Below are 19146 nucleotides of genomic sequence, written 5' to 3'. Positions count from 1 at the left end.
GCGTGACGAAGATCTCGGATGCGTGTGGTTCTGATGAGCGATGTCGGACCCCTTGTCCCATAGTGCCTTTCACTGCGAATAGCGCGCATGATGTGTTTCACAGCTCGTCAGTCCGCCGTGTGGCTTCGGAAACCCGGCCGGCTAACTCCCGGGGTCCTCGCCGCCGCGGGCGCGCAGCAGCCGCCGCAGCGAGTCCAGTCGCTGTGCCCCGCCGGGGCCGGCATTCCCCGCGGCCACCCAGCCGTCCAGCCCGCAGTCGTCCACGCCCTCGTGGGGGCACCCTCGGGGGCACTCCTCGGTGCCCGGCGCCAGGTCGGGGAACAGCCCCACCAGCGCCTCGGGGTCCACGTGCGCCAGCCCGAACGACCGGATGCCGGGGGTGTCCACCACCCAGCCACCGTCCGGCAGCTCCAGGGCCACCGCGGAGGTGCTCGTGTGCCGCCCGCGGCCGGTGGTGTCGTTCACCCCGCCCACGGCGCGCCCCGCACCGGGCACCAGCTCGTTCACCAGGGTCGACTTGCCCACCCCGGAGTGCCCCACCAGCACGGTCCACCGGTCGGCCACCAGCTCGTGCACCGCGGCGAGCCCCACGTGTGGGTCCTCCCCGGCGCGCGCGACCACCACGGTGGGCACGTCCAGCGCCGCGTACTGCGCCAGCAGCTCGGCGGGGTCGGCGAGGTCGGCCTTGGTGATCACCAGCACCGGCTCGATGCCGGCCTCCCAGGCGGCCACCAGGCAACGGTCGATGAGGCGCGGGCGCGGCTCCGGGTCGGCCGCGGCGGTCACGATCAGCATGCGCGAGACGTTCGCGACCAGCACGCGCTCCACCGGGTCGGTGTCGTCGGCGGTGCGGCGCAGCAGCGTCTCGCGGGCCTCGCGGCGCACGATCCGGGCGAGCGCGTCCGGGTCTCCCGAGACGTCCCCCACCAGCGACACCTGGTCGCCGACGACGATTCCCTTGCGGCCCAGTTCGCGGGCCTTCATGGCCCGCACGCGCACCTCATCGACCAGCACGTCGAAGCGCCCCCGGTCGACGGCCAGCACCTGCCCGGTCGCGGCATCGGAGTGCGCCGGGCGCTGCTTGGTGCGGGGGCGCGAGCCGCGCTTGTTGGGGCGCATCTTCACGTCGGCCTCGGAGTAGGTGGCCAGGTTGCGTGCCATCAGGCGTCCCCGCCCAGCATCGGCTCCGAGCCCTGCCCTGCGCTCATGCCCAGCATGGACTCCCAGAGGCGGTCGAACCCGGGCACGGTCTTGGCGGTGGTGTCAATGTCCTGCACCTCGATGCCGGGCACGCGCAGCCCGAGTAGCGCGCCCGCCATCGCCAGCCGGTGGTCGTGGTAGGTCGCGAACGAACCCCTGTGCAGCGGCCGGGGGGTGATCTCCAGCCCGTCGGGCAGCTCGCGTACCTCGCCGCCCAGGGCGTTGATCTCGGTGGCCAGGGCGGCCAGCCGGTCGGTCTCGTGGCCGCGCAGGTGGCCGATGCCGGTGAGCCGGCTGGGGGAGTCCGCCAGGGCTGCCGTGGCCGCGACCACGGGCGTCAGCTCGCCCGCGGCGGAGAGGTCGGCCTCGATGCCGTGGAGCTCGCCGCCGGTGACGCGCAGGCCGGCGTCGGTCAGCTCGCAGTGCGCCCCCATCCGGGTCAGGAGGTCGCGGATGGTGTCGCCGGCCTGGGTGGTGGAGCGGGGCCACCCGGGCAGGGTGACGGTGCCGCCGGCCACGGCGGCGGCCGCGGCGAACACGGCCGCGCTGGAGAGGTCCGGCTCCACCGTCACCTCGAAGGGGTCGGGGCGCTTGCCCTCCACCCACCAGCTGGTCTCGTCGCGTTGCTCGGCCACGACGCCCACCTGCTGCAGGGCGTGGCAGGTCATGTCGATGTGGGGGCGGCTCGGCACGGTGCCGGTGGCCCGGACCGTCAGGCCGGAGTGCACGGTGCAGCCGGCCAGCAGCAGGGCGCTGACGAACTGGGAGGAGGCGCTGGCGTCCACCTCCACGGTGGCGTCGTCGGGGTCGCTGGGGTGCAGGGCGCCGGCCATCAGCAGCGGCAGGACGCCGGCCCCGGTGGCGGTGGAATCGGCCCGGTCCGCCGTGCGGCCGGCGTGGCCGTGCAGCCCGGTGCTGACGGTCAGGCCCAGGGAGCGCACCGCATCGAGCAGGGGTTCCAGGGGGCGGTGGCCGAGGCGCTCGTCACCGGTGAAGGTGACCGGGCCGTGGGCCAGTGAGGCCAGCGGCACCAGGAAGCGCAGGACGGTGCCGGCCAGGCCGCAGTCGATGGGCTCGGCCGGCGCGTGCCAGCGGTGTGCGGGGGTGACCCGCCAGGCGGCGCCGGTGCTGCCCGCATCGATCCGGACGTCGTGGCCGAAGGCGCGCAGGGCGCCGGCCATCAGGCGGGTGTCGCGGGCGTCCAGGGGGGAGTGCAGGGTGCTGGGGCCGCTGGCCAGGGCGGCCAGGGCGAGCCAGCGGTTGGTCCAGGACTTGGAGCCCGGGACGTGCACGGTGGCGTCCAGTGGGCCGGTCGCGGTGGGGGCGGGGTACGCCGCGGGGCGCGAGCTGCCACCGGTGTGGTCCTCGCGCCCCGTCGGGTTGCTGCTCATGTGATCGGCCTGGTGCTCAGGCGACCTTCTTCTTGGCAGTGTTGTAGGAGTCCTCGACGGCGTCCAGCGCACGGTCGATGAAGGAGTCCTTGCGCTTCTTGGCGGCGAAGGCCTTCTTGCCGGCCTTGGCCTGGCTGCCCAGCAGGCCGGTGACGCCCGCGGCCTTGCCGGTGGCCTTGCCCGCGGAGCCGCTCACGGCGGCCTTGGCCTTGAGGGCCTTGTTCTCGGCCTGCAGGCCCGCGATGTCCTTCTTCAGGCCGGCGATGGTGCCCAGGTGGTCGGCGCGGTGGCCGGCGGCCTCGGCAGCGTGCTGCGCGCGCCAGGCCAGACCCGGCTTGCCCTTGGTGTCCACCGAGGCGATCAGCAGACCACCGGCGATGGCCAGGTCCTTCAGGAACTGGATCTGCGTGCCCTGGCGCTCCTCGCCCTCCTGCTCCCAGAAGCGGTTGGCGGTGAGGTTCACGGCGGTGACGTCCGCGGCGAGCGCGAGCGCGCACAGGCGGGGGGCCACGCCGAGGGCCAGACCGGCACCGGCGACCACGGAGACGTAGCCGTGCACCTTCATGAGAGTGGGGCCGTCGGCGCCCAGACCCACGGGCTCCAGAACCTGGTCGTTGAAGCCCTGGGCAACCTCTGCGCCGTAGTCGGGGTTCTTGATGTGGTTCATGCCGGTGGCGACGAAGATGCCGCCGAGCATCGGGCGGGCGATCATACGGATGGGGTCCATGCTGTCCTCCTCGGGACGGGTGATGGTCTGCTTCGAGCCTATCGTGCAGGCATCTGGACCGCCGCCGCACGCTGCGTGTAACACGTCACCCGGGGGCTGGGTCGCTCAGCAGTTGCCGACGCCGAACCCGAGGGCCAGTCCAGCCAGACCGCCGAGGGCCAGGCTGCGCGCCGGCAGCGGCTCCGAGGGGGAGGTGGGCAGCGTGGCCGTCTCCAGTGGCACCAGCTCCAGCTCGGTCTTTCCCCCCTCGATCTCCACGGCGCGGTCGGCCGTCGCCTGCATGGCCGCGTTCGCGATCGCCTGGGCGTCGCGCGGGGTGGACGCCTTGGCCGTGATCGTCAGGTTCACGCTGCTCTCGGGGCCGCGGCCGTCAGCCAAGAGGCGATGGTGGTGGGGCTCTCCTCCAGCTGGAGGGCCTCGCGCACCTGCTCGACCAGAGGCAGGCTGCTCACCAGCGGCAGGTAGGGCTGGGTGCGCTTCTCCGCCAGCAGGGTGGCGGAGTACGACTGCGTGGTGGACTCGCTGTTCGTGCCGTGGACGAAGCCCACGGCGTGCGCGGTGTAACGGACCGGTTGCAGAGCGGTCCACACGGCGGCGGCAATGAGGCCCAGGGCCAAGCAGGCGAGCAGGACGTGGGCCTGTCGCCGGGCCGGCCGCATGAGGTCGGTGGTGGTCAACGGGTTCCCTCCTGCGTGTCGTCCGGTCCATTATTTTCGGCACTGCTGTCACGGCGCTGTCACGCGGGTGGGAAGGGCTTTGTCGTGGATGCGGCTCAGCCTACGGTGGGGGAGTCAGTGTCCACAGGGGACAGACACCATGCTCTCAGAAGGGGAAACACCATGACCATCTCGCGCCGCACGCTCGTCCAGGGCGCCGCCTGGACCGCGCCCGCCATCGCCGTCGCCACCGCCGCCCCGGCCCTAGCCGCCTCGCCCACGCCGGACACCCCCATCGTCATCGACGGGGAGGCGGAGGGCAGCTGCAAGTTCCCGGGCAAGAGCCGGGGCCAGAAGGCCTACCGCATCGCCGTCCACTTCTCGAATGAGTCCGAGGTCGACGGCACGGTGACCATCGTCGACATCGTCGGCCCCGACGGCAAGGAGCTCACCTGGGCCAACGACCAGAACCAGGACAGCTACACCATCGAGCCCGGCGGCGGCGACGTCGTCTTCTTCCTGCTCTCGGACGACTCGGCCAACATCTCCGTGGAGGTCACCTACACCGTGGCCGTCGACGGCAAGGTGTACACGCTCACCGAGACGGTCGCCATCCCCGCCTTCCCGCCCTGCGAGAAGGACATCTGCTCGCCCTGGGAGTGAGTCCTGCGCCCCCGCACCGCGGGTGGCTCCCCGTGGTCCCCGCGTCACCCCCGTCTCGGAGGGTGGCGCGGGGACCACGTCGTCGCGGGCGCTGACACTGGGCCCACCGTCCGGCGGGCCCAGTGGGTCCGGAGGGTCACGGGCGAGACGGCGCGCCGAGCAGCTTGTGCGTCCCGTCGCACCAGGGGAGCCTGCCAGAGGACTCGCACCGGCACACCGCGACGACGGGGCGCGTGACCGGGTGCGTCTCACCCGCCGCGTCGACCACGTGGGTGGCGCCGCGCAGCAGCGCCGGCCCGCCGGGGCACTCGGTCACCTCCACCGACCCTGCCGGTAGGGCCTGGACCGGCAGGTCGGCGGGGTCGCTCACGCGGCTCCCGCGGCAGCCAGCGCGGGGGCCGCCTCGTGCAGGGCGCTGCGCCCCGCATCCCACTGCTCGATGGCGTGACGCCCCACCTCCCCGTCGAGGTACAGGCCGGCGAGGAACCCGAACAGCATCCGCTCCGGCCCCTCGGCCTCCACGACGGCGGGGCACATCTGCCGGATCGCGACCTGCTCGTGGGCGGCGTCGGCCTCCACGTGCTCGTCGAAGTACGCCCACGCCTCCCGGTCTAGCCCCAGCCGTCGGGCACCGGCCACGTACTGCTGGCAGGGCAGCGAGCTGGTCGTCTCGATCATGGCCAGGTGCCCCGCCACGGCCCCGGCCCAGTCACGCCGGGAGGCCCACCACCCGAGGGCGACGTTGGCCGCGAGCACCGGGGCGGGCCAGGCATCCACGTAGGCGCCGTAGGTGGGGTCCAGCCCGACGGCGGTCATCGCCCGGGCGAACAGCCCCGAATGCACGTCCTCGGCGCGGCAGTTGCCGTACTCGTCGACCTGGATCTCCAACATCGCCAGCTTGGCCGGCATCGGCAGGCGCGGCAGGGCGAAGGTGTGCGGGTCGGCCTCCTTGAGCTGGTAGGCGGACTTCAGGACCAGCACCTCCCGCCACTGCTCCAGGGTCAGCGAGCGCCGGGCCCGGACCGCCAGCGAGGGCGCGTCGGTGAACTCGGCGTCGGGCAGGGCGAACAGTGTTGTCGCGAGGTCCTCCCGCGCCGCGGCCAGGTGCCGGGCCACGGCTGGCTCGATGAGGGGGCGCAACGCCCGCTCGAGGGCGTCCTCCAGGGCCACCCGCAGGTGCACGAGGCGGTAGTCCACCTCCCACCGACCGCCGACGCCGTCGAAACCGTGGTACGCCAGCCCCTGCAGGGTCCACAGGGCCAGCAACGCGTCCTCGTCCTGGAGCAGCGCCGTCCCCGCCCCCGGGGGCGCGCGCGGCGTGTCCCTGCCCGCCGCGCCCGCCCCCCGGCCCCGCCCCGGGCGGGATCACGGCGCCGTGGCGGAGCCGCTGCCGTCCCAGGGGTGGGGTGGGGCTGAGGCGGTGCACCACGCCAGGTCCGCCCCGAGCACGCCGGGGACCGCACGTCCCTGCGGGGCCGAGTGCACCAGGGTCCACCGCAGGGCACCGTCCGGCAGGTGACCCGGCTCCGGCTCCGGCGGCATGGCGCTGCCGGATTCCTCGGCGGTGCAGGCGGCGTCCACCAGGCCGTCCAGGCGGCGGGCGTACCCGGGGGCCAACCGGCGCCCGGGGTTGACCACCACCCGCTCCCAGTCGGGCCGCAGGAGCTCGAGCAGGCGCAGCGAGCGGTCCACCTGCTCGGGGTGCTCGTCGCCGCTGCACCACTCGTCCAGCATGAGCGTGCGCAGCCCGTCACGCTGTTGCCAGGTGGCGGCGTCCGCCAGCACCGCCTCGACGGCTCGCCGCCCCCATCCGGTGTGCACGTACCCCGCGATGCAGGGGGCGGGGGCCGCCGTCGTGAGAGCACAGAGGGCGGGCTGGTAGGCCTGCCACGACCGCTGGTCACCGGGACCGTCGTGGACGTTGACGACCACCAGGCCGTCGCCCCACTGCCGCCAGCTGGCCGCCATCGCGGTGGCGCGCTCCCACACGGCGGGGTGGGTGACGGGGTGGGCGTACAGCGGCCACCCCGGCGCGGGGCGGGGCACCCGGACGTGCTCTGGCGTGGTCACACGAACACCCGCGCGTCGTGGAAGTGGCGGATGCTGTACAGCAGGCTCACCGCGGTGCACAGGGCGGCGACCACCACCACCCACAGGGCCCGGTCCAGCGCCAGGGCCGCCCAGGCGGTCACCAGGGCGCCGACGGCGGGGACCAGGGGACCCCACTTGTCACCGAACGCCGCCAGCAGGGCCGAGAGGGCCGCCGGCACGCCGAACCCGGCCGCGGCGTAGGCGGCCCCCCGCGCCCCGGGGGCAGGGATCTGCAGGAGCGGGGCGGCCAGCAGCACGGCTCCCGCGCAGACCAGTGCGGTGGCCACGGAGGTGGCCAGCACCAGCGACCACGCGGCGCTGCGGGACCACCCCAGGGAGGTGCTCCGGTGGGCGACGTTCGCGAGGCTCACCCGGACGCCGGTGATCCACGGGTCCAGCAGGCACATGGCCCCGACGATACCCGCGACCATCGCGGTGGTCGCGTTCGCGGGGGCCGCGTTCAGGGCCAGCAGGAGGGCCACCACCAGCACCAGCGCCTGCAGCAGGGGAGGCACCGCGGCGCGGGCCTCGGTGCCGGTGGGCGCGGGCACCCGCCAGACGTGGGTGGTGCGGAGCACCACGGCGCAGGCCACCCCCAGCACGCAGGTGAGGGCGACGCCGGCCACGGCCCACTGCTCGGCCCGCCCGTCCAGCGGCCACTGCAGGAGCCATGCCAGCCCGGCCGCGGCCCCGCAGGCCAGTAGCGCGCCGCCGTAGCGGTTGACCACCAGCAACAGGGACAGACAACAGGTCAGCACCATCCACCCCAGGCAGACCAGCACCATCTCCACCCGGTCCGGGACCAGCGCGGCGTACAGCAGGACCAGCACCAGGCTGCCCTGCACCAGCCGCTGGGCCAGCCACCAGCCCACGTCGAGCGCGCGCTGGGGCTGGCCGGCACCCAGGGCGTGCCAGGAGGTCCCGGCCACGGTCTGACCGGCGACCCACCCCAACCCGCCGGCCGTGCCCATCGCCAGCACCGAGATGCCCAGGGCGTGCTGGACCGCGGCCGAGAGCAGCGCGCACGCCACGATGAGCAGGGCCCGCCGCAGGGAGGCGGTCATGAGCCGCCGCTGCACCATGGCGTGCCGCCGGGTCGGCGGGGCCTCCTGCTCGGCGTAGATCTCCTCGGCCATGGAGAAGACGTCCGGGTGCCCCCACAGTGCGCGCGCCGTGCGGTCGGTGACGCCGGCCGCCTCGATCCGCGCGGTCATGTCCCACGAGTCCACCGCCCCGGCGGCAGCCTGGGCGACGTCCGGCCCGGGGTCCGCCGGGGGGCGGGGCGCGACGGAGGAGGGCATCAGCGGGTCCGGGTCTCGGCTGCGTGCAGGTACTCCTCGTGGTAGGCCTCCAGGCACTGGCGCAGGTCGAAGCGCTCGCGCGCCCACACCGCGGCGCGGCGCCCCATCGTGTGGCGCGCCTCGTGGTCGGTCAGCAGGTGGGCCAGCTCGTCGGCCAGGGCCTGCGGGTCACGGGCCGGGACCAGCGCCCCGACGGTCTGTTCCTCGTCCACGCAGTCGGACACCCCGCCGACGTCGGTGGAGACGGTGGCGCGGCCGCACATCATCGCCTCAATGAGGCCGAAGGGCAGGCCCTCGCTGATGCTGGACATGGCCACTACGTGGCCGGTCTCGAAGCCGGGGCGGCTGCCGGGGGAGGCCCCCTCGAAGGTCACGCTGTCGCCCACCCCCAGCTCGTCCACCACCTGCTCCAGGCTGGCGGCGTACTCACGGTTGGCGTCGTTCAGCGGGCCGAACAGCCGCAGCCGTGCGTCCGGCACCCGCTGGCGCACCAGGGCGTGGGCCCGGATCAGGGTGGCCAGGTCCTTCAGCGGGTCGATGCGGCCGACGAAGGCCGTGGTGGGCACCTCCGGCTCGCGCTCGATCACGGGGTACCGGTCCACCTCCACCCCGTTGTGGATGACCCGGATGGCGGACGCCGGGGCCCCAAGGCGCCGTTCCCACCGCGCGTTGAACTCGGTGACCGGCAGCAACCGGTCGGCCCGTCGGCAGGCCAGCCCCGCCAGATGCCGGTGGAAGGAGGTGACGGCCCGGCGGACCGACCAGCTGCTCTCGTCCGCGGCCGCCAGGTAGCGCTCCCGCAGCTGCACCCCGTGCTCGGTGAGCAGCCACCGGGCACCGGTGCGGGCCTCGTGCGCCATCGCCACCAGCGAGGTGGGGCCGCTGCCGGTGGCGTGGACGACGTCGATGTCGTCGGCCAGCCGCGTGTCGGCCAGGGCCAGGGTGCGGTCCACCAGGCCGCAGGCGCGTGCGGCCTCGGCCACCGAGAGGGGCGGCAGGTCCCCGGCGTGCCGGTTCCAGGCATCCAGAAGCCCGCCCAGGGACCCCTCGCGGGTGAGCAGCGCGCTCACCGACGTCTCCCGGGCCAGCTCGAGCCAGTCCGCGATCGCGGCGTCGAACTCGTCGGTGCGCCCGTCGGAGGGCGCGATGACCGCATCCCACATCCGGGTGGTGACGTCCCGCAGGGCCCGGCGGTGCTCCCGTCGGGTGCGTGTGGGTTCGCAGCGTGCCCACACGCCCACCTGCTGCACGCTCCGGACCGAGGCCGGCAGCTCCCACCGCAGCTCCTCGGTCCCCGTCCCGGTCAGGGCGACCAGGTCGAAGGACACGTCGATGCCCTGCACCAGCTGGTCACACCACGTGCTGACGCCGCCGGTCGTGTAGGGATAGGTGCCCTCCGTGACCATCGCCACCCGCACGGGCGGCGCGGTCACGAGGACCTCGTGGCCGAGGCACCCCATCCGTCGCCGGGAACGGTGAGGGTGCGCGGCAGCCAGGTGCCAACCTCGTAGGTGCCCACGGCCTTGCCGGCGTACTCCTGGGGCAGGCGGGACCAGCCACTGGTGGTGCCGGCCGGCATCGAGACCGGGATGGTGGCGCCGTCGCCGGTGGCGCGCAGCTGCACCCGGCCGCCGCGCCAGGTGGCGCGGGCGTCGCCCTCGGCCTGCCAGGCCGCCGCAGCGCGCAGCTGCTCACCGGCCTCCGCCTGGGTGGGGTTCACCAGCGGCGTGTTGTCGGCGAAGATCGCGCGGTAGTCGGTCAGCAGACGCTCCAGCACCGGGTAGATGATGCGATCGCCGGTCTGGTTGGCCTGGTGTACGTAGTGCGGGCGGGCGTCGTTGTTCACCACGCGGGAGAGGGCGTTGGCCGCCTCCCGGGGCACCAGCACGTCCTGAAAGTCCTCCGCCCCGCTCAGCGGGGGCAGGCAGGTGGTGCGGGGGTCGGTCTCGCAGTGGCCGGAGCCACCGTCCGCCCGGGAGGAGTAGATCCAGGTGTACTCGTCCACCTGCTGCTCTTCGGTGGCCGCGTTGTAGAAGATGTTCATCGGGTGGCGGGGCACGGTGAGGGCCGGGCCCACCGGGCGCTGCCACGGGTCGCGGCTGTTGTCCGCGGCGATCCACCGCACCCCGGTGCTACGCAGCGCGCCGCCCAGGTTCGGGTTGTCGGTGGACAGCTCCGGGTCACCCAGCAGGCCGGAGTGTTCCCCGGTGATCAGCTCGGTGCGGTCCACCGGCAGGCCGTTCCAGAACGCAAAGTCCAGATTGCGCCGGATCTCCTCGACGAGGGTGGCCCGGGGCACGGTCACCACGGCGCCGGCGGCATCCCGCTGGCAGCTGGCAGCGCCGGTCACCGGGTCGTACTGGCGCTCGCAGCCCAGGTGGCGGTGACTCCAGGTGTGGTTGATGAAGCGAAAGTCGCGGGGTCGGGTGCGCAGCGCGGCCAGCAACGGGTCGGTGCCGTGGGTGGCGGCGTACTCCCGGGAGCCGGCGCCGTTGAAGGCCTGGTCGATCTTCAGGCCCCACTGCTGCTGCCAGGAGCGCATGAACTCCACGTCGGCCGCGTCCATCCGGGCGGTGGCCGGCTCGTCGGGGAGCACCTGGGCCGGGTCGCACCCGGCGCCGATGGTGCAGTTGCCGTGGGGGCTCCACAGGCTGCTGGCGCTGAACGTGTCGTCGGAGTGCACGGAGAACGCGTTGCTGTAGCTGCCCAAGTGGATGCCGCGGGTCAGCCACTCGATCTGGCCGTGGACCAGGATGCGGGTGTGAACCTGGTAGCGGTTGAAGGAGAAGGTGTTGAACATCTCCTCCCGGCCGTCGGCGCGGTGGATGCCGGTCATCACCGCGGTGGCTCCCGACGGCGCGCTGCTGGTGGCCACCGCCTCGGCGCCTCCCTCCAGCGCGGCGGCGCGGTACCCGTAGGTCTCGGTGACCGCGGGGTTCACGTCGTCCACCGGCACCGGGCCGTCAAGGTAGCTGAACGCGCCGGCCCGGGCGCTGGGGGTCACCTGGAGGGTGCTGTCGTCCAGGGGCCCGGCGGCCTCGGGGGTCTGCAGGCCGACGGCGGCCGAGGGGTAGACGTAGGCCGAGATTTGGCGGATGGCGAAGCGCGCCTGCCAGTCGCGCAGGGCGTCCGCCTCCGCCTCGGAGAGCTGCGCGGGAGCCGAGTTGGGGGTGATGACGCCCTGGAAGGCGGCGTGGTCGGCGCGACCGCCGACGGTCAGGAAGGACGCGTCGATGGTGGGCCGGTCGGCGGCGTTCAGGTTCACCAGCCGGTGGGGCACGCCCTCGCGGACCAGTCGGTCGGTGTACGCGTCCACCGTCGGCGACCCGTCATCGAGCACCAGCACTACCAGCTCGATGCTGGGGTCGGCGACGACCTGCACCGAGGGGGCCGGGGCGTCAGCGGCCTGGGCGGTGGCCGGGGTGAATAGGCCCAGGGAGGTGAGGGTCAGGGCGCTCAGGGTGCGCGAGAGCAGGGGGCGGGGGGGCATGAGGAGGGCTCCTTGCTGATGGGGGACGCCCGCAGCAGAGGGGATCCGGGCCGCGCGGGGGATCAGCCAGCGGCCCGAGCAGCGGTGGGGCTGCGTCCAGGTGTTGTTCAGTGTGACCCTCGTGCGGGCCCCGGCGCAACGCTGATTCTGTCAGCGCGCTGTCGCCCCCGAGCAAGCCTTTGCCACACAGGGGTTTTGAGGAACATCGAACCCTTGTGTGAGACCTGTCACGAACGTCCTCCCGCCCCCCGCCGGGGTCCCTGCGGCTCGGGGGGTGCGACGTGACCCCGGCGGACGGCTAGCGTGGGCCCATGCGCATCCTGGTGACGGGCGGAGCCGGCTACATCGGCTCCCACACGACCCTGCTCCTGCTGGCCGAGGGCCACGAGGTGGAGGTGCTGGACAACCTGTCCAACTCCTCCCCGGTGGCCCTGGAGCGGATGGGCCACATCGCCGGCGGGCCAATCACCTTCCACCAGGTGGACCTGCTGGACCGCGACGCCACCGACCAGGTGGTCTCCCGCGGGTTCGACGCGGTCATCCACTTCGCCGGCCTGAAGGCGGTGGGGGAGAGCGTGGAGCAGCCCCTGCGCTACTACCGCACCAACCTCGAGTCAACGTTCAACCTGCTGGAGGCCATGACCCGCCACGGGGTGCGCCAGCTGGTGTTCTCGTCCTCGGCCACCGTCTACGGCCCCGATGGGGTGTCGCCCCTGGCGGAGGACGCCCCCACCGGGGCGACGAACCCGTATGGCTGGACCAAGGTCTTCATCGAGCAGGTGCTGCGCGACCTGGCCGCCGCGGACGCCGCGTGGCGGATCGCGCTGCTGCGGTACTTCAACCCCATCGGGGCCCACGAGTCCGGGCTGATCGGGGAGGACCCGCAGGGCATCCCCAACAATCTGGTGCCCTACATCGCGCAGGTGGCGGTCGGGCGCCGCGAGCACCTGACGGTTCACGGGGACGACTACGACACCGTGGACGGCACGGGGGTTCGGGACTACATCCATGTGGACGACCTGGCGCGGGGCCACGTGGCGGCGCTGGACCAGCTGGCGCGAATGGACCACCCGGTGGGCGTCTGGAACCTGGGCACCGGGGGAGGGGTCTCGGTGCTGCAGATGGTGGAGGCATTCCGCCAGGTCACCGGCCGGGAGATCCCGGTGCGGGTGGGCCCGCGCCGGGCGGGGGACCTGGCGCAGGCGTTCGCCTCGGTGGACAAGGCGGCGGACGAGCTGGGCTGGCGGGCCGAGAAGCGGCTGGCGGAGATGGCTGCCGACACCTGGCGCTGGCAGCGAGGCAACCCGCGGGGTTATGAGGGCTGACTCCCTCAGCCGATGACGCGGGCGGGTACCCCGGCCACGGTGACCCCGTCGGGCACGTCGCGGGCGACCACCGCTCCCGCACCCACCATCACGTCGGCTCGACCGTCATCCGTGTGGCCCGCTCCCGCAGCTCGTCGGGGTACTTCCATGGTGCTGGCATGCTCTGCATCCTTCCGTGGGATCAGAGCCTCCAAGAAACCCCGGGCGATTCATCGGTGTCGTCGGCGGTGCGGCGCAGCAGCGTCTCGCGGGCCTCGCGGCGCACGATCCGGGCGAGCGCGTCCGGATCTCCGGAGACGTCGCCCACCAGAGACACCTGGTCGCCGACGACGATCCCCTTGCGCCCCAGCTCGCGGGCCTTCATGGCCCGCACGCGCACCCCACCGACCAGCACGTCGAAGCGCCCCCGGTCGACGGCCAGCACCTGCCCGGTCGCTGCGTCCTCGTGCGCCGGGCGCTGCTTGGTGCGCGGCCGCGAGCCACGCTTGTTGGGGCGGATCTTCGCGTCGGCCTCGGAGTAGGTGGCCAGGTTGCGTGCCATCAGGTGTCCCCCTCCAGCATGGCGCCCCAGAGGTGGTCGAACCCGGGCACGGTCTTGGCGGTGGTGGCGATGTCCTGCACTTCGATGCCGGGCACGCGCAGCCCGAGCAGCGCGCCCGCCATCGCCAGCCGGTGGTCGTGGTAGGTCGCGAACGATCCCCCGTGCAGCGGCCGGGGGGTGATCTCCAGGCCGTCGGGCAGCTCGCGCACCTCGCCGCCCAGGGCGTTGATCTCGGTGGCCAGGGCGGCCAGCCGGTCGGTCTCGTGGCCGCGCAGGTGGCCGATGCCGGTGAGCCGGCTGGGGGAGTCCGCCAGGGCTGCCGTGGCCGCGACCACGGGCGTCAGCTCGCCTGCGGCGGAGAGGTCGGCCTCGATGCCGTGGAGCTCGCCGCCGGTGACGCGCAGGCCGGCCTCGGTCAGCTCGCAGCGCGCCCCCATCCGGGTCAGGAGGTCGCGGATGGTGTCGCCGGCCTGCGTGGTGGAGCGGGGCCACCCGGGCAGGGTGACGGTGCCGCCGGCCACGGCGGCGGCCGCGGCGAACACCGCGGCGCTGGAGAGGTCCGGCTCCACCGTCACCTCGAAGGGGTCGGGGCGCTTGCCCTCCACCCACCAGCTGGTCTCGTCGCGTTGCTCGGCCACGACGCCCACCTGCTGCAGGGCGTGGCAGGTCATGTCGATGTGGGGGCGGCTCGGCACGGTGCCGGTGGCCCGGACCGTCAGGCCGGAGTGCACCGTGCAGCCGGCCAGCAGCAGGGCGCTGACGAACTGGGAGGAGGCGCTGGCGTCCACCTCGACGGTGGCGTCGTCGGGGTCGCTGGGGTGCAGGGCGCTGGCCATCAGGCGGGTGTCGCGGGCGTCCAAGGGCGAGTGCAGGGTGCTGGGGCCGCTGGCCAGGGCAGCCAGGGCCAGCCAGCGGTTGGTCCAGGACTTGGAGCCCGGGACGTGCACGGTGGCGTCCAGTGGGCCGGTCGCGGTGGGGGCGGGGTACGCCGCGGGGCGCGAGGTGCCACCGGTGTGGTCCTCGCGCCCCGTCGGGTTGCTGCTCATGTGATCGGCCTGGTGCTCAGGCGACCTTCTTCTTGGCAGTGTTGTAGGAGTCCTCGACCGCGTCCAGCGCACGGTCGATGAAGGAGTCCTTGCGCTTCTTGGCGGCGAAGGCCTTCTTGCCGGCCTTGGCCTGGCTGCCCAGCAGGCCGGTGACGCCCGCGGCCTTGCCGGTGGCCTTGCCCGCGGAGCCGCTGACGGCGGCCTTGGTCTTGAGGGCCTTGTTCTCGGCCTGCAGGCTCACGATGTCCTTCTTCAGGCCAGCGATGGTGCCCAGGTGGTCGGCGCGGTGGCCGGCGGCCTCGGCAGCGTGCTGCGCGCGCCAGGCCAGACCCGGCTTGCCGGCGGTGTCCACCGAGGCGATCAGCAGACCACCGGCGATGGCCAGGTCCTTCATGAACTGGATCTGCGTGCCCTGGCGCTCCTCGCCCTCCTGCTCCCAGAAGCGGTTGGCGGTGAGGTTCACGGCGGTGACGTCCGCGGCCAGCGCGAGCGCGCACAGGCGGGGGGCCACGCCGAGGGCCAGGCCGGCACCGGCGACCACGGAGACGTAGCCGTGCACCTTCATGAGAGTGGGGCCGTCGGCGCCCAGACCCACGGGCTCCAGAACCTGGTCGTTGAAGCCCTGGGCAACCTCTGCGCCGTAGTCGGGGCTCTTGATGTGGTTCATGCCGGTGGCAACGAAGATGCCGCCGAGCATCGGGCGGGCGATCATACGGATGGGGTCGGTGTACTGATTCGACAGTACCGCGCGGCCGCAGGGAGCCGCCCGCTGAGAGGCGGGGGTCGTGAGGCATGTCTCACCGGCCGTGGCGGGTGGTGGGGGCCCTCAGCCGCCGATGATCTCCCCGGTCGCGGGGTCGAGGACCCCCACGAGCTGGTCGGCCGGGATAGGCTGCGTGAGCTCGGGGCCGTTCGTGGCCACCCGGCTCACCGCGGGGCTGACGGGCCACGCCTGGAAGCGGCCCTCGGGCTGGGCCTCGAGGACGTCGAGCACGTCGGACTCGTCGGTGGCCGTGGGGTCCAGCCAGGCCTCCCAGTCCGCCGGGTCGAGGACCACGGGCTGGCGGTCGTGGAGGCGGTCCAGCCCGGGCTCGGCAGCGGTGGTGAGGATCGCGAAGCTCACCACCCAGTCGGCACTGTCCTGCGCGCCGGTCGGCTTGTGGAACTCGTAGATGCCGGCGAAGGCGAGCTGGGCGCCATCGAGCCGGGACATGAAGAAGGGCTGCTTGCGCGGCTTTCCGGCGGCGGTCGTGGCCACCGGGGAGGCCTGCCACTCGTACCAGCCGTCCGCCGGCCCGAGGCAGCGTCGGCGCTTGGCCGGCCCGGCGAAGGTGCGCTTCTCGAAGAGGGTCTCGCTGCGCGCGTTGATCATCCGGTTGCCCACTGAGATGTCCTTGGCCCACGGCGGCACGAGTCCCCAGCTGAGCAGCCGGAGCTGCCGAACGGCGTGGTCCGGGTCGTCCTTCGGGGCGCGGGTGAGGACGACGGGGGCCTGCTTGCTCGGGGCCATGTTCCAGTCCGGCTGGCCGGGCGGTGGCGTCTGCGGGTTCTTCACCACCGCGGCCGAGGGCTCGGCGGTACGGTCCGCCTCCACCTCGAAGACCTCGACCAGCTCGGCGGGGTTGGCGCTGGCTGCATAGCGTCCGCACATGGTCCGAGAATAGGCCGCCCATCGCTTGTAGGCTGGCGACGATGAACAGACCACCTGCCACGCCTGACGGCCTCTCCATCCGGGAGCGTGTTGCGCTGGGTTCGGCACTGGTGGACTTTCTCGCTGGGTCGGCCGATATCCGCACGCTCTTGGTCAAGGGGCCTGCTGCGGAGCAGGCCCTGGGCTACAGCCGGTTGTCCATGGATGTCGACGTCCTTGTGGAGCCGGGCCGGTTTCAGGACCTGCTCGACCTGCTCTGCGCTCATGGCTTCGTGGGGGACCTGGGCGCGGTCAAGGAGTCCTGGGCCCATTCCGTGGAGGTCGTCTCGGACGAGTGGAGCATCGCCATCGATGTCCACCGCTGGTTTCCCGGTATCGATGTTCCTGCCGACCGTGCCTTCGAGGTGCTCTGGAGTTGCGCCGCGCCCGTGGAGCTCGCCGGCAGGCCCTGCACCACCGTTGATCGGCCCGCGCACGCCGTGCTCATTGGTCTGCACGCGGCCCGGAATCGACGCGGCTCACGGAAGCATGCGGAGATCGCTGATGCGTGGGCAGCCCTGACCTCGTCCGAGCGGAACGAGATGCACCGGCTCGCCGCGGACCTGGGTGCAGAACCCGTGCTGGGGATCGTGCTGGAGGACTTCTCCGCGGCGACGTCAGGTCGCGTGAGATCGCGATGGGAGGCCAGGGCCCACAAGCGAGTGCTCCGAATCTGGTACTACCGGGTCCGGGACTCGGACAATCTGTGGCGAACCGGAAGGGAGGTCCTCAGGGGCCTCCGCAGACGCCGGGGACGCCGAGCGAAGAGTGCCACCGGCTCAGGGACCCGGGTTCCGCGGCAGGGTCCCCGCTGAGGAGCTGTCAGCGGCCTCCCTGCGGTGGGAGCACCGAGAGCGAATCGTTGGATCCGCTCACGGTGCTCCGGCGGTTCATCCTCGAGATGAGCTCCGGTTCAGAGCAACCTCTTCCATCTCCTCCGCGTTGAGGGCGCCAAAGGTGGGGAGGCCCAGGGTGCGGCGCAGGAGGGCCCAGGCGAGCGGTCCGAGGATCAGCAGGCCGGCGCCGAGGAATCCCACCCACACGTTGGGCAGGCCCAGCATCTTGGCCGCCGTCACGGTCAGCACGATGGCGATGCCGCGCCGGCTGACGGACTGCGAGACCATGCCGGTCAGCTTGGCCCCGAGGTAGGTACCGGGAGCACCGCTCACCAGCAGCGGGATGAGGATCTCGAGGTCGACCCCCGTGGTCAGCGCATGCGAGATGGCAGCGGCTGTGACCAGGGGGATGGCCTGCAGCAGGTCCGTCCCCACCATCCTCACCGCGCTCAGCGTCGGGTAGAGGAGGAGCAGGCACACCATGATCAGGGTGCCCGAGCCGACGCTGGTGATTCCCACGAGCAGGCCGCCCACAGCGCCCACGATCAGGGTGGGGATGGGGCGAGCCTTGGGGTGCCCGTCGGTGTCAGGGGTCAGCCCCTGCTCCAGCAGGTTCAGGGTGCGGCTGAAGTGGAGGTAGGTCCTCAGGACGTAGGTGGTCGCAGCAACGAGCAGGGCTCCACCGATGATGAGGCGCAGGACGTCCTGACCGCTCTCCTCGTGCCCACCCAGGGCTGAGACGATGAAACCGCCCGCAAAGGCCATCGGGACGGAGCCGATCAGGAGCCACAGGGTGATGCCGAGGTGGGGGGAGCCGTTGCGCCAGTGGACGGCCGCACCGACGGACTTGTTCACCGCCGCGGCCACGAGGTCATTGGAGACAGCGGCGGCCGGGGGGATGCCGAGCATGATCAGGGCCGGGGTCATCAGGGCACCGCCGCCCATCCCGGTCAACCCGATGACGATGCCGATGCCGAAGCTCACGACGAGGAGGCCAAGGGCGCCGCTGGTCAGCAGCTCGGTCATGCCTGCACACCTTCGAAGAGGTTCAGCGGAGCGAGGGAAGCGACGACGCGGTCCAGGGCCTCGTCCACGGAGATCCCCGTCGTGTCGATCCTGAGGGTCGGAGCCTCCGGGACCTCATAGGGGGAGCTCACCCCCGTGAAGTCCGGGATCTCTCCAGCCCGAGCGCGCGCGTAGAGGCCCTTGCGGTCACGGCGCTCACACTCCTCCAGGGGCGTGGCCACGTGGATCAGAGCGAAGCTGGCGTCCTCCTCGTGCGCCATCTCCTCGATGGCCCGCCTGGACGACTCGAAGGGCGCGATGGGGCTGCAGATCGCGATGGCGCCCTCGCCAGCGATCTGCGCGGCGACCCACCCGATCCGCTTGACGTTGACCTCCCTGTCGGCGGGGGAGAAGCCCAGGCCGGCAGACAGGTGACGGCGGACGACGTCCCCGTCGAGCAGCACGACGGAGCGCTGGGTCTCCTCGATCAGCCGGTCCCGGAGGCGCCGTGCCAGCGTCGACTTGCCCGAACCAGAGAGACCGCTGAAGAGGATGACGGCGCCCTGGGGTGAGGAACGCTGCGCAGCAGGAGCGGGTCGCACGTCGAGACCGATCTGACCCAGCGTGGGCTCGACCACGTGATCGGCCATGGGAAGGTGCCACACGGGGAGGGACTGGTCCCCGGCCTCCTCAAGGGTGCTCCGGAGGATGCGCACGGCTGCCCGGGAGACGGCCCCTTCGGCGGTCCGCAGCGAGCGGGTCACCAGCACTCCAGTCCTCGCGCCGGCAGGAGGGGGTGAGAGCTGGGGCTCTCCATCACGGACATGGACCAGCTCAGTGAGTCCCTCGAGGTCCTGCGGGCGCGGGCGGAGATGCTCGAAGGGCATGCTGCTGGGGGACTCGGCCGGCACCATGCGACCGCTGACCAGGCCCTGCGACCAGGTGATGTCCACGAGGTCTCCCGCAGGGGCACCCTCGGCATCGAGGACCCGGATGGAGTCCACCGGGGGAGCCGCGGGGTCGAGGTTCTCGAAGAGGCTCGCGGCAGGGGTTGCGGCCACCTCCGCGGGCCAGCCCAGGCGGGCCCGATCGAAGGCGTCGAGCGCCTCAGGGGTTCCGGTCAGAGGGCGCATGGATTCATCGGCCATGACCGGGAGTATGGCATGCTGACCGGCGTCCAGAGT

General features: G+C 72.8%; 20 protein-coding genes and 1 pseudogene. 3 read left to right on the top strand and 18 right to left on the bottom strand.

What is annotated here, in order from left to right; translation table 11 throughout:
* Positions 1–141: 141 nt before the first annotated feature.
* From rsgA to KSED_RS09290, 5 genes are all read right to left on the bottom strand, one after another.
* Complete coding sequence (gene rsgA / locus KSED_RS09310) at positions 142–1161, bottom strand: ribosome small subunit-dependent GTPase A (protein WP_015779840.1); 1020 nt, start codon at positions 1159–1161, stop codon at positions 142–144.
* Entirely contained in the window at positions 1161–2591 is a 1431-nt protein-coding gene (aroA, locus tag KSED_RS14930; RefSeq protein WP_015779839.1) for a 3-phosphoshikimate 1-carboxyvinyltransferase, read from the bottom strand. The genes rsgA and aroA overlap by 1 nt, the downstream gene beginning before the upstream one ends.
* A 16-nt stretch (positions 2592–2607) precedes the next feature.
* Positions 2608–3318, bottom strand: coding sequence for a DoxX family protein (locus KSED_RS13765; protein WP_015779838.1), 711 nt, complete (start codon positions 3316–3318; stop codon positions 2608–2610).
* 105 nt (positions 3319–3423) lie between these two features.
* On the bottom strand, positions 3424–3696 hold the full coding sequence (locus KSED_RS09295) for a YveK family protein (RefSeq protein WP_041290922.1): 273 nt from the start codon (positions 3694–3696) through the stop codon (positions 3424–3426).
* Positions 3663–3995 carry a YveK family protein gene (locus KSED_RS09290; RefSeq protein ID WP_015779836.1) on the bottom strand — a complete coding sequence of 111 codons (333 nt, stop codon included), beginning with the start codon at positions 3993–3995 and terminating at the stop codon, positions 3663–3665. The genes KSED_RS09295 and KSED_RS09290 overlap by 34 nt, the downstream gene beginning before the upstream one ends.
* Positions 3996–4157: 162 nt before the next feature.
* On the opposite strand from KSED_RS09290, the gene KSED_RS09285 reads away from it, so the two are divergent.
* Positions 4158–4637 (top strand): hypothetical protein, encoded by a 480-nt coding sequence (locus tag KSED_RS09285; RefSeq protein ID WP_015779835.1) that lies wholly within the window; start codon positions 4158–4160, stop codon positions 4635–4637.
* A gap of 136 nt (positions 4638–4773) precedes the next feature.
* Here KSED_RS09285 and KSED_RS09280 read toward each other — a convergent pair whose 3' ends face one another.
* The 6 genes from KSED_RS09280 to KSED_RS09255 all read right to left on the bottom strand — a co-directional run bounded on the left by KSED_RS09280 (position 4774) and on the right by KSED_RS09255 (position 11519).
* Positions 4774–5007 carry a CDGSH iron-sulfur domain-containing protein gene (locus KSED_RS09280; RefSeq protein WP_015779834.1) on the bottom strand — a complete coding sequence of 78 codons (234 nt, stop codon included), beginning with the start codon at positions 5005–5007 and terminating at the stop codon, positions 4774–4776.
* Positions 5004–5903 carry an iron-containing redox enzyme family protein gene (locus KSED_RS09275; protein ID WP_015779833.1) on the bottom strand — a complete coding sequence of 300 codons (900 nt, stop codon included), beginning with the start codon at positions 5901–5903 and terminating at the stop codon, positions 5004–5006. Before KSED_RS09275 ends, KSED_RS09280 begins: the two co-directional genes overlap by 4 nt.
* A 99-nt stretch (positions 5904–6002) precedes the next feature.
* Complete coding sequence (locus KSED_RS09270) at positions 6003–6707, bottom strand: spherulation-specific family 4 protein (protein WP_015779832.1); 705 nt, start codon at positions 6705–6707, stop codon at positions 6003–6005.
* Complete coding sequence (locus tag KSED_RS14925; RefSeq protein ID WP_015779831.1) at positions 6704–8029, bottom strand: hypothetical protein; 1326 nt, start codon at positions 8027–8029, stop codon at positions 6704–6706. Before KSED_RS14925 ends, KSED_RS09270 begins: the two co-directional genes overlap by 4 nt.
* Positions 8029–9462 (bottom strand): GT4 family glycosyltransferase PelF, encoded by a 1434-nt coding sequence (pelF, locus tag KSED_RS09260; protein ID WP_169307789.1) that lies wholly within the window; start codon positions 9460–9462, stop codon positions 8029–8031. Before pelF ends, KSED_RS14925 begins: the two co-directional genes overlap by 1 nt.
* Positions 9459–11519, bottom strand: a complete 2061-nt coding sequence (locus tag KSED_RS09255) for a hypothetical protein (RefSeq protein WP_015779829.1) — start codon at positions 11517–11519, stop codon at positions 9459–9461. Before KSED_RS09255 ends, pelF begins: the two co-directional genes overlap by 4 nt.
* A 311-nt stretch (positions 11520–11830) precedes the next feature.
* Between KSED_RS09255 and galE the strand changes: the two genes are divergently transcribed.
* Positions 11831–12844 (top strand): UDP-glucose 4-epimerase GalE, encoded by a 1014-nt coding sequence (gene galE / locus KSED_RS09250; RefSeq protein ID WP_015779828.1) that lies wholly within the window; start codon positions 11831–11833, stop codon positions 12842–12844.
* 5 nt (positions 12845–12849) lie between these two features.
* On the opposite strand, the gene KSED_RS15670 is transcribed toward galE, so the two are convergent.
* The 5 genes and pseudogenes from KSED_RS15670 to KSED_RS09230 all read right to left on the bottom strand — a co-directional run bounded on the left by KSED_RS15670 (position 12850) and on the right by KSED_RS09230 (position 16082).
* Positions 12850–12993, bottom strand: coding sequence for a hypothetical protein (locus tag KSED_RS15670; RefSeq protein ID WP_198479843.1), 144 nt, complete (start codon positions 12991–12993; stop codon positions 12850–12852).
* 62 nt (positions 12994–13055) lie between these two features.
* Positions 13056–13385 (bottom strand): annotated as a pseudogene (locus KSED_RS09245) (ribosome small subunit-dependent GTPase A); the annotation flags it as partial.
* A complete protein-coding gene (locus tag KSED_RS09240) occupies positions 13385–14431 on the bottom strand; it encodes a 3-phosphoshikimate 1-carboxyvinyltransferase (RefSeq protein ID WP_015779826.1) in 1047 nt (348 codons plus the stop codon). The pseudogene KSED_RS09245 and the gene KSED_RS09240, both read right to left, overlap by 1 nt.
* A gap of 16 nt (positions 14432–14447) precedes the next feature.
* Positions 14448–15143 (bottom strand): DoxX family protein, encoded by a 696-nt coding sequence (locus tag KSED_RS09235; protein ID WP_081439818.1) that lies wholly within the window; start codon positions 15141–15143, stop codon positions 14448–14450.
* A 114-nt stretch (positions 15144–15257) separates the two neighbouring features.
* Positions 15258–16082 carry an SOS response-associated peptidase gene (locus KSED_RS09230; protein WP_015779824.1) on the bottom strand — a complete coding sequence of 275 codons (825 nt, stop codon included), beginning with the start codon at positions 16080–16082 and terminating at the stop codon, positions 15258–15260.
* Between the two features lie 41 nt (positions 16083–16123).
* Here KSED_RS09230 and KSED_RS13760 point away from each other — a divergent pair, with 41 nt between their 5' ends.
* A complete protein-coding gene (locus KSED_RS13760) occupies positions 16124–16936 on the top strand; it encodes a nucleotidyltransferase family protein (protein ID WP_081439817.1) in 813 nt (270 codons plus the stop codon).
* A gap of 75 nt (positions 16937–17011) precedes the next feature.
* Here KSED_RS13760 and KSED_RS09220 read toward each other — a convergent pair whose 3' ends face one another.
* Positions 17012–17983: a sulfite exporter TauE/SafE family protein gene (locus tag KSED_RS09220; RefSeq protein WP_015779822.1), complete on the bottom strand. Its 972-nt coding sequence runs from the start codon at positions 17981–17983 to the stop codon at positions 17012–17014.
* Positions 17980–19110, bottom strand: a complete 1131-nt coding sequence (gene cysC, locus KSED_RS15370) for an adenylyl-sulfate kinase (RefSeq protein WP_015779821.1) — start codon at positions 19108–19110, stop codon at positions 17980–17982. The genes KSED_RS09220 and cysC overlap by 4 nt, the downstream gene beginning before the upstream one ends.
* Positions 19111–19146: the final 36 nt, after the last annotated feature.

Origin of the sequence: Kytococcus sedentarius DSM 20547 (genome assembly GCF_000023925.1) — a bacterium.
GTDB lineage: Bacteria > Actinomycetota > Actinomycetes > Actinomycetales > Dermatophilaceae > Kytococcus > Kytococcus sedentarius.
This window is presented reverse-complemented; position numbering and strand designations above follow the sequence as displayed.

Excerpts from the sequence above, each read along its gene's own strand:
- aroA (WP_015779839.1), bottom strand. The coding sequence starts at position 2,591 with ATGAGCAGCAACCCGACGGGGCGCGAGGACCACACCGGTGGCAGCTCG.
- cysC (WP_015779821.1), bottom strand. The coding sequence starts at position 19,110 with ATGGCCGATGAATCCATGCGCCCTCTGACCGGAACCCCTGAGGCGCTC.
- galE (WP_015779828.1), top strand. The coding sequence starts at position 11,831 with ATGCGCATCCTGGTGACGGGCGGAGCCGGCTACATCGGCTCCCACACG.
- KSED_RS09220 (WP_015779822.1), bottom strand. The coding sequence starts at position 17,983 with ATGACCGAGCTGCTGACCAGCGGCGCCCTTGGCCTCCTCGTCGTGAGC.
- KSED_RS09235 (WP_081439818.1), bottom strand. The coding sequence starts at position 15,143 with ATGATCGCCCGCCCGATGCTCGGCGGCATCTTCGTTGCCACCGGCATG.
- rsgA (WP_015779840.1), bottom strand. The coding sequence starts at position 1,161 with ATGGCACGCAACCTGGCCACCTACTCCGAGGCCGACGTGAAGATGCGC.
- KSED_RS09255 (WP_015779829.1), bottom strand. The coding sequence starts at position 11,519 with ATGCCCCCCCGCCCCCTGCTCTCGCGCACCCTGAGCGCCCTGACCCTC.
- KSED_RS13765 (WP_015779838.1), bottom strand. The coding sequence starts at position 3,318 with ATGGACCCCATCCGTATGATCGCCCGCCCGATGCTCGGCGGCATCTTC.
- KSED_RS09230 (WP_015779824.1), bottom strand. The coding sequence starts at position 16,082 with ATGTGCGGACGCTATGCAGCCAGCGCCAACCCCGCCGAGCTGGTCGAG.
- KSED_RS14925 (WP_015779831.1), bottom strand. The coding sequence starts at position 8,029 with ATGCCCTCCTCCGTCGCGCCCCGCCCCCCGGCGGACCCCGGGCCGGAC.
- KSED_RS09240 (WP_015779826.1), bottom strand. The coding sequence starts at position 14,431 with ATGAGCAGCAACCCGACGGGGCGCGAGGACCACACCGGTGGCACCTCG.
- KSED_RS15670 (WP_198479843.1), bottom strand. The coding sequence starts at position 12,993 with ATGGAAGTACCCCGACGAGCTGCGGGAGCGGGCCACACGGATGACGGT.
- KSED_RS09285 (WP_015779835.1), top strand. The coding sequence starts at position 4,158 with ATGACCATCTCGCGCCGCACGCTCGTCCAGGGCGCCGCCTGGACCGCG.
- KSED_RS13760 (WP_081439817.1), top strand. The coding sequence starts at position 16,124 with ATGAACAGACCACCTGCCACGCCTGACGGCCTCTCCATCCGGGAGCGT.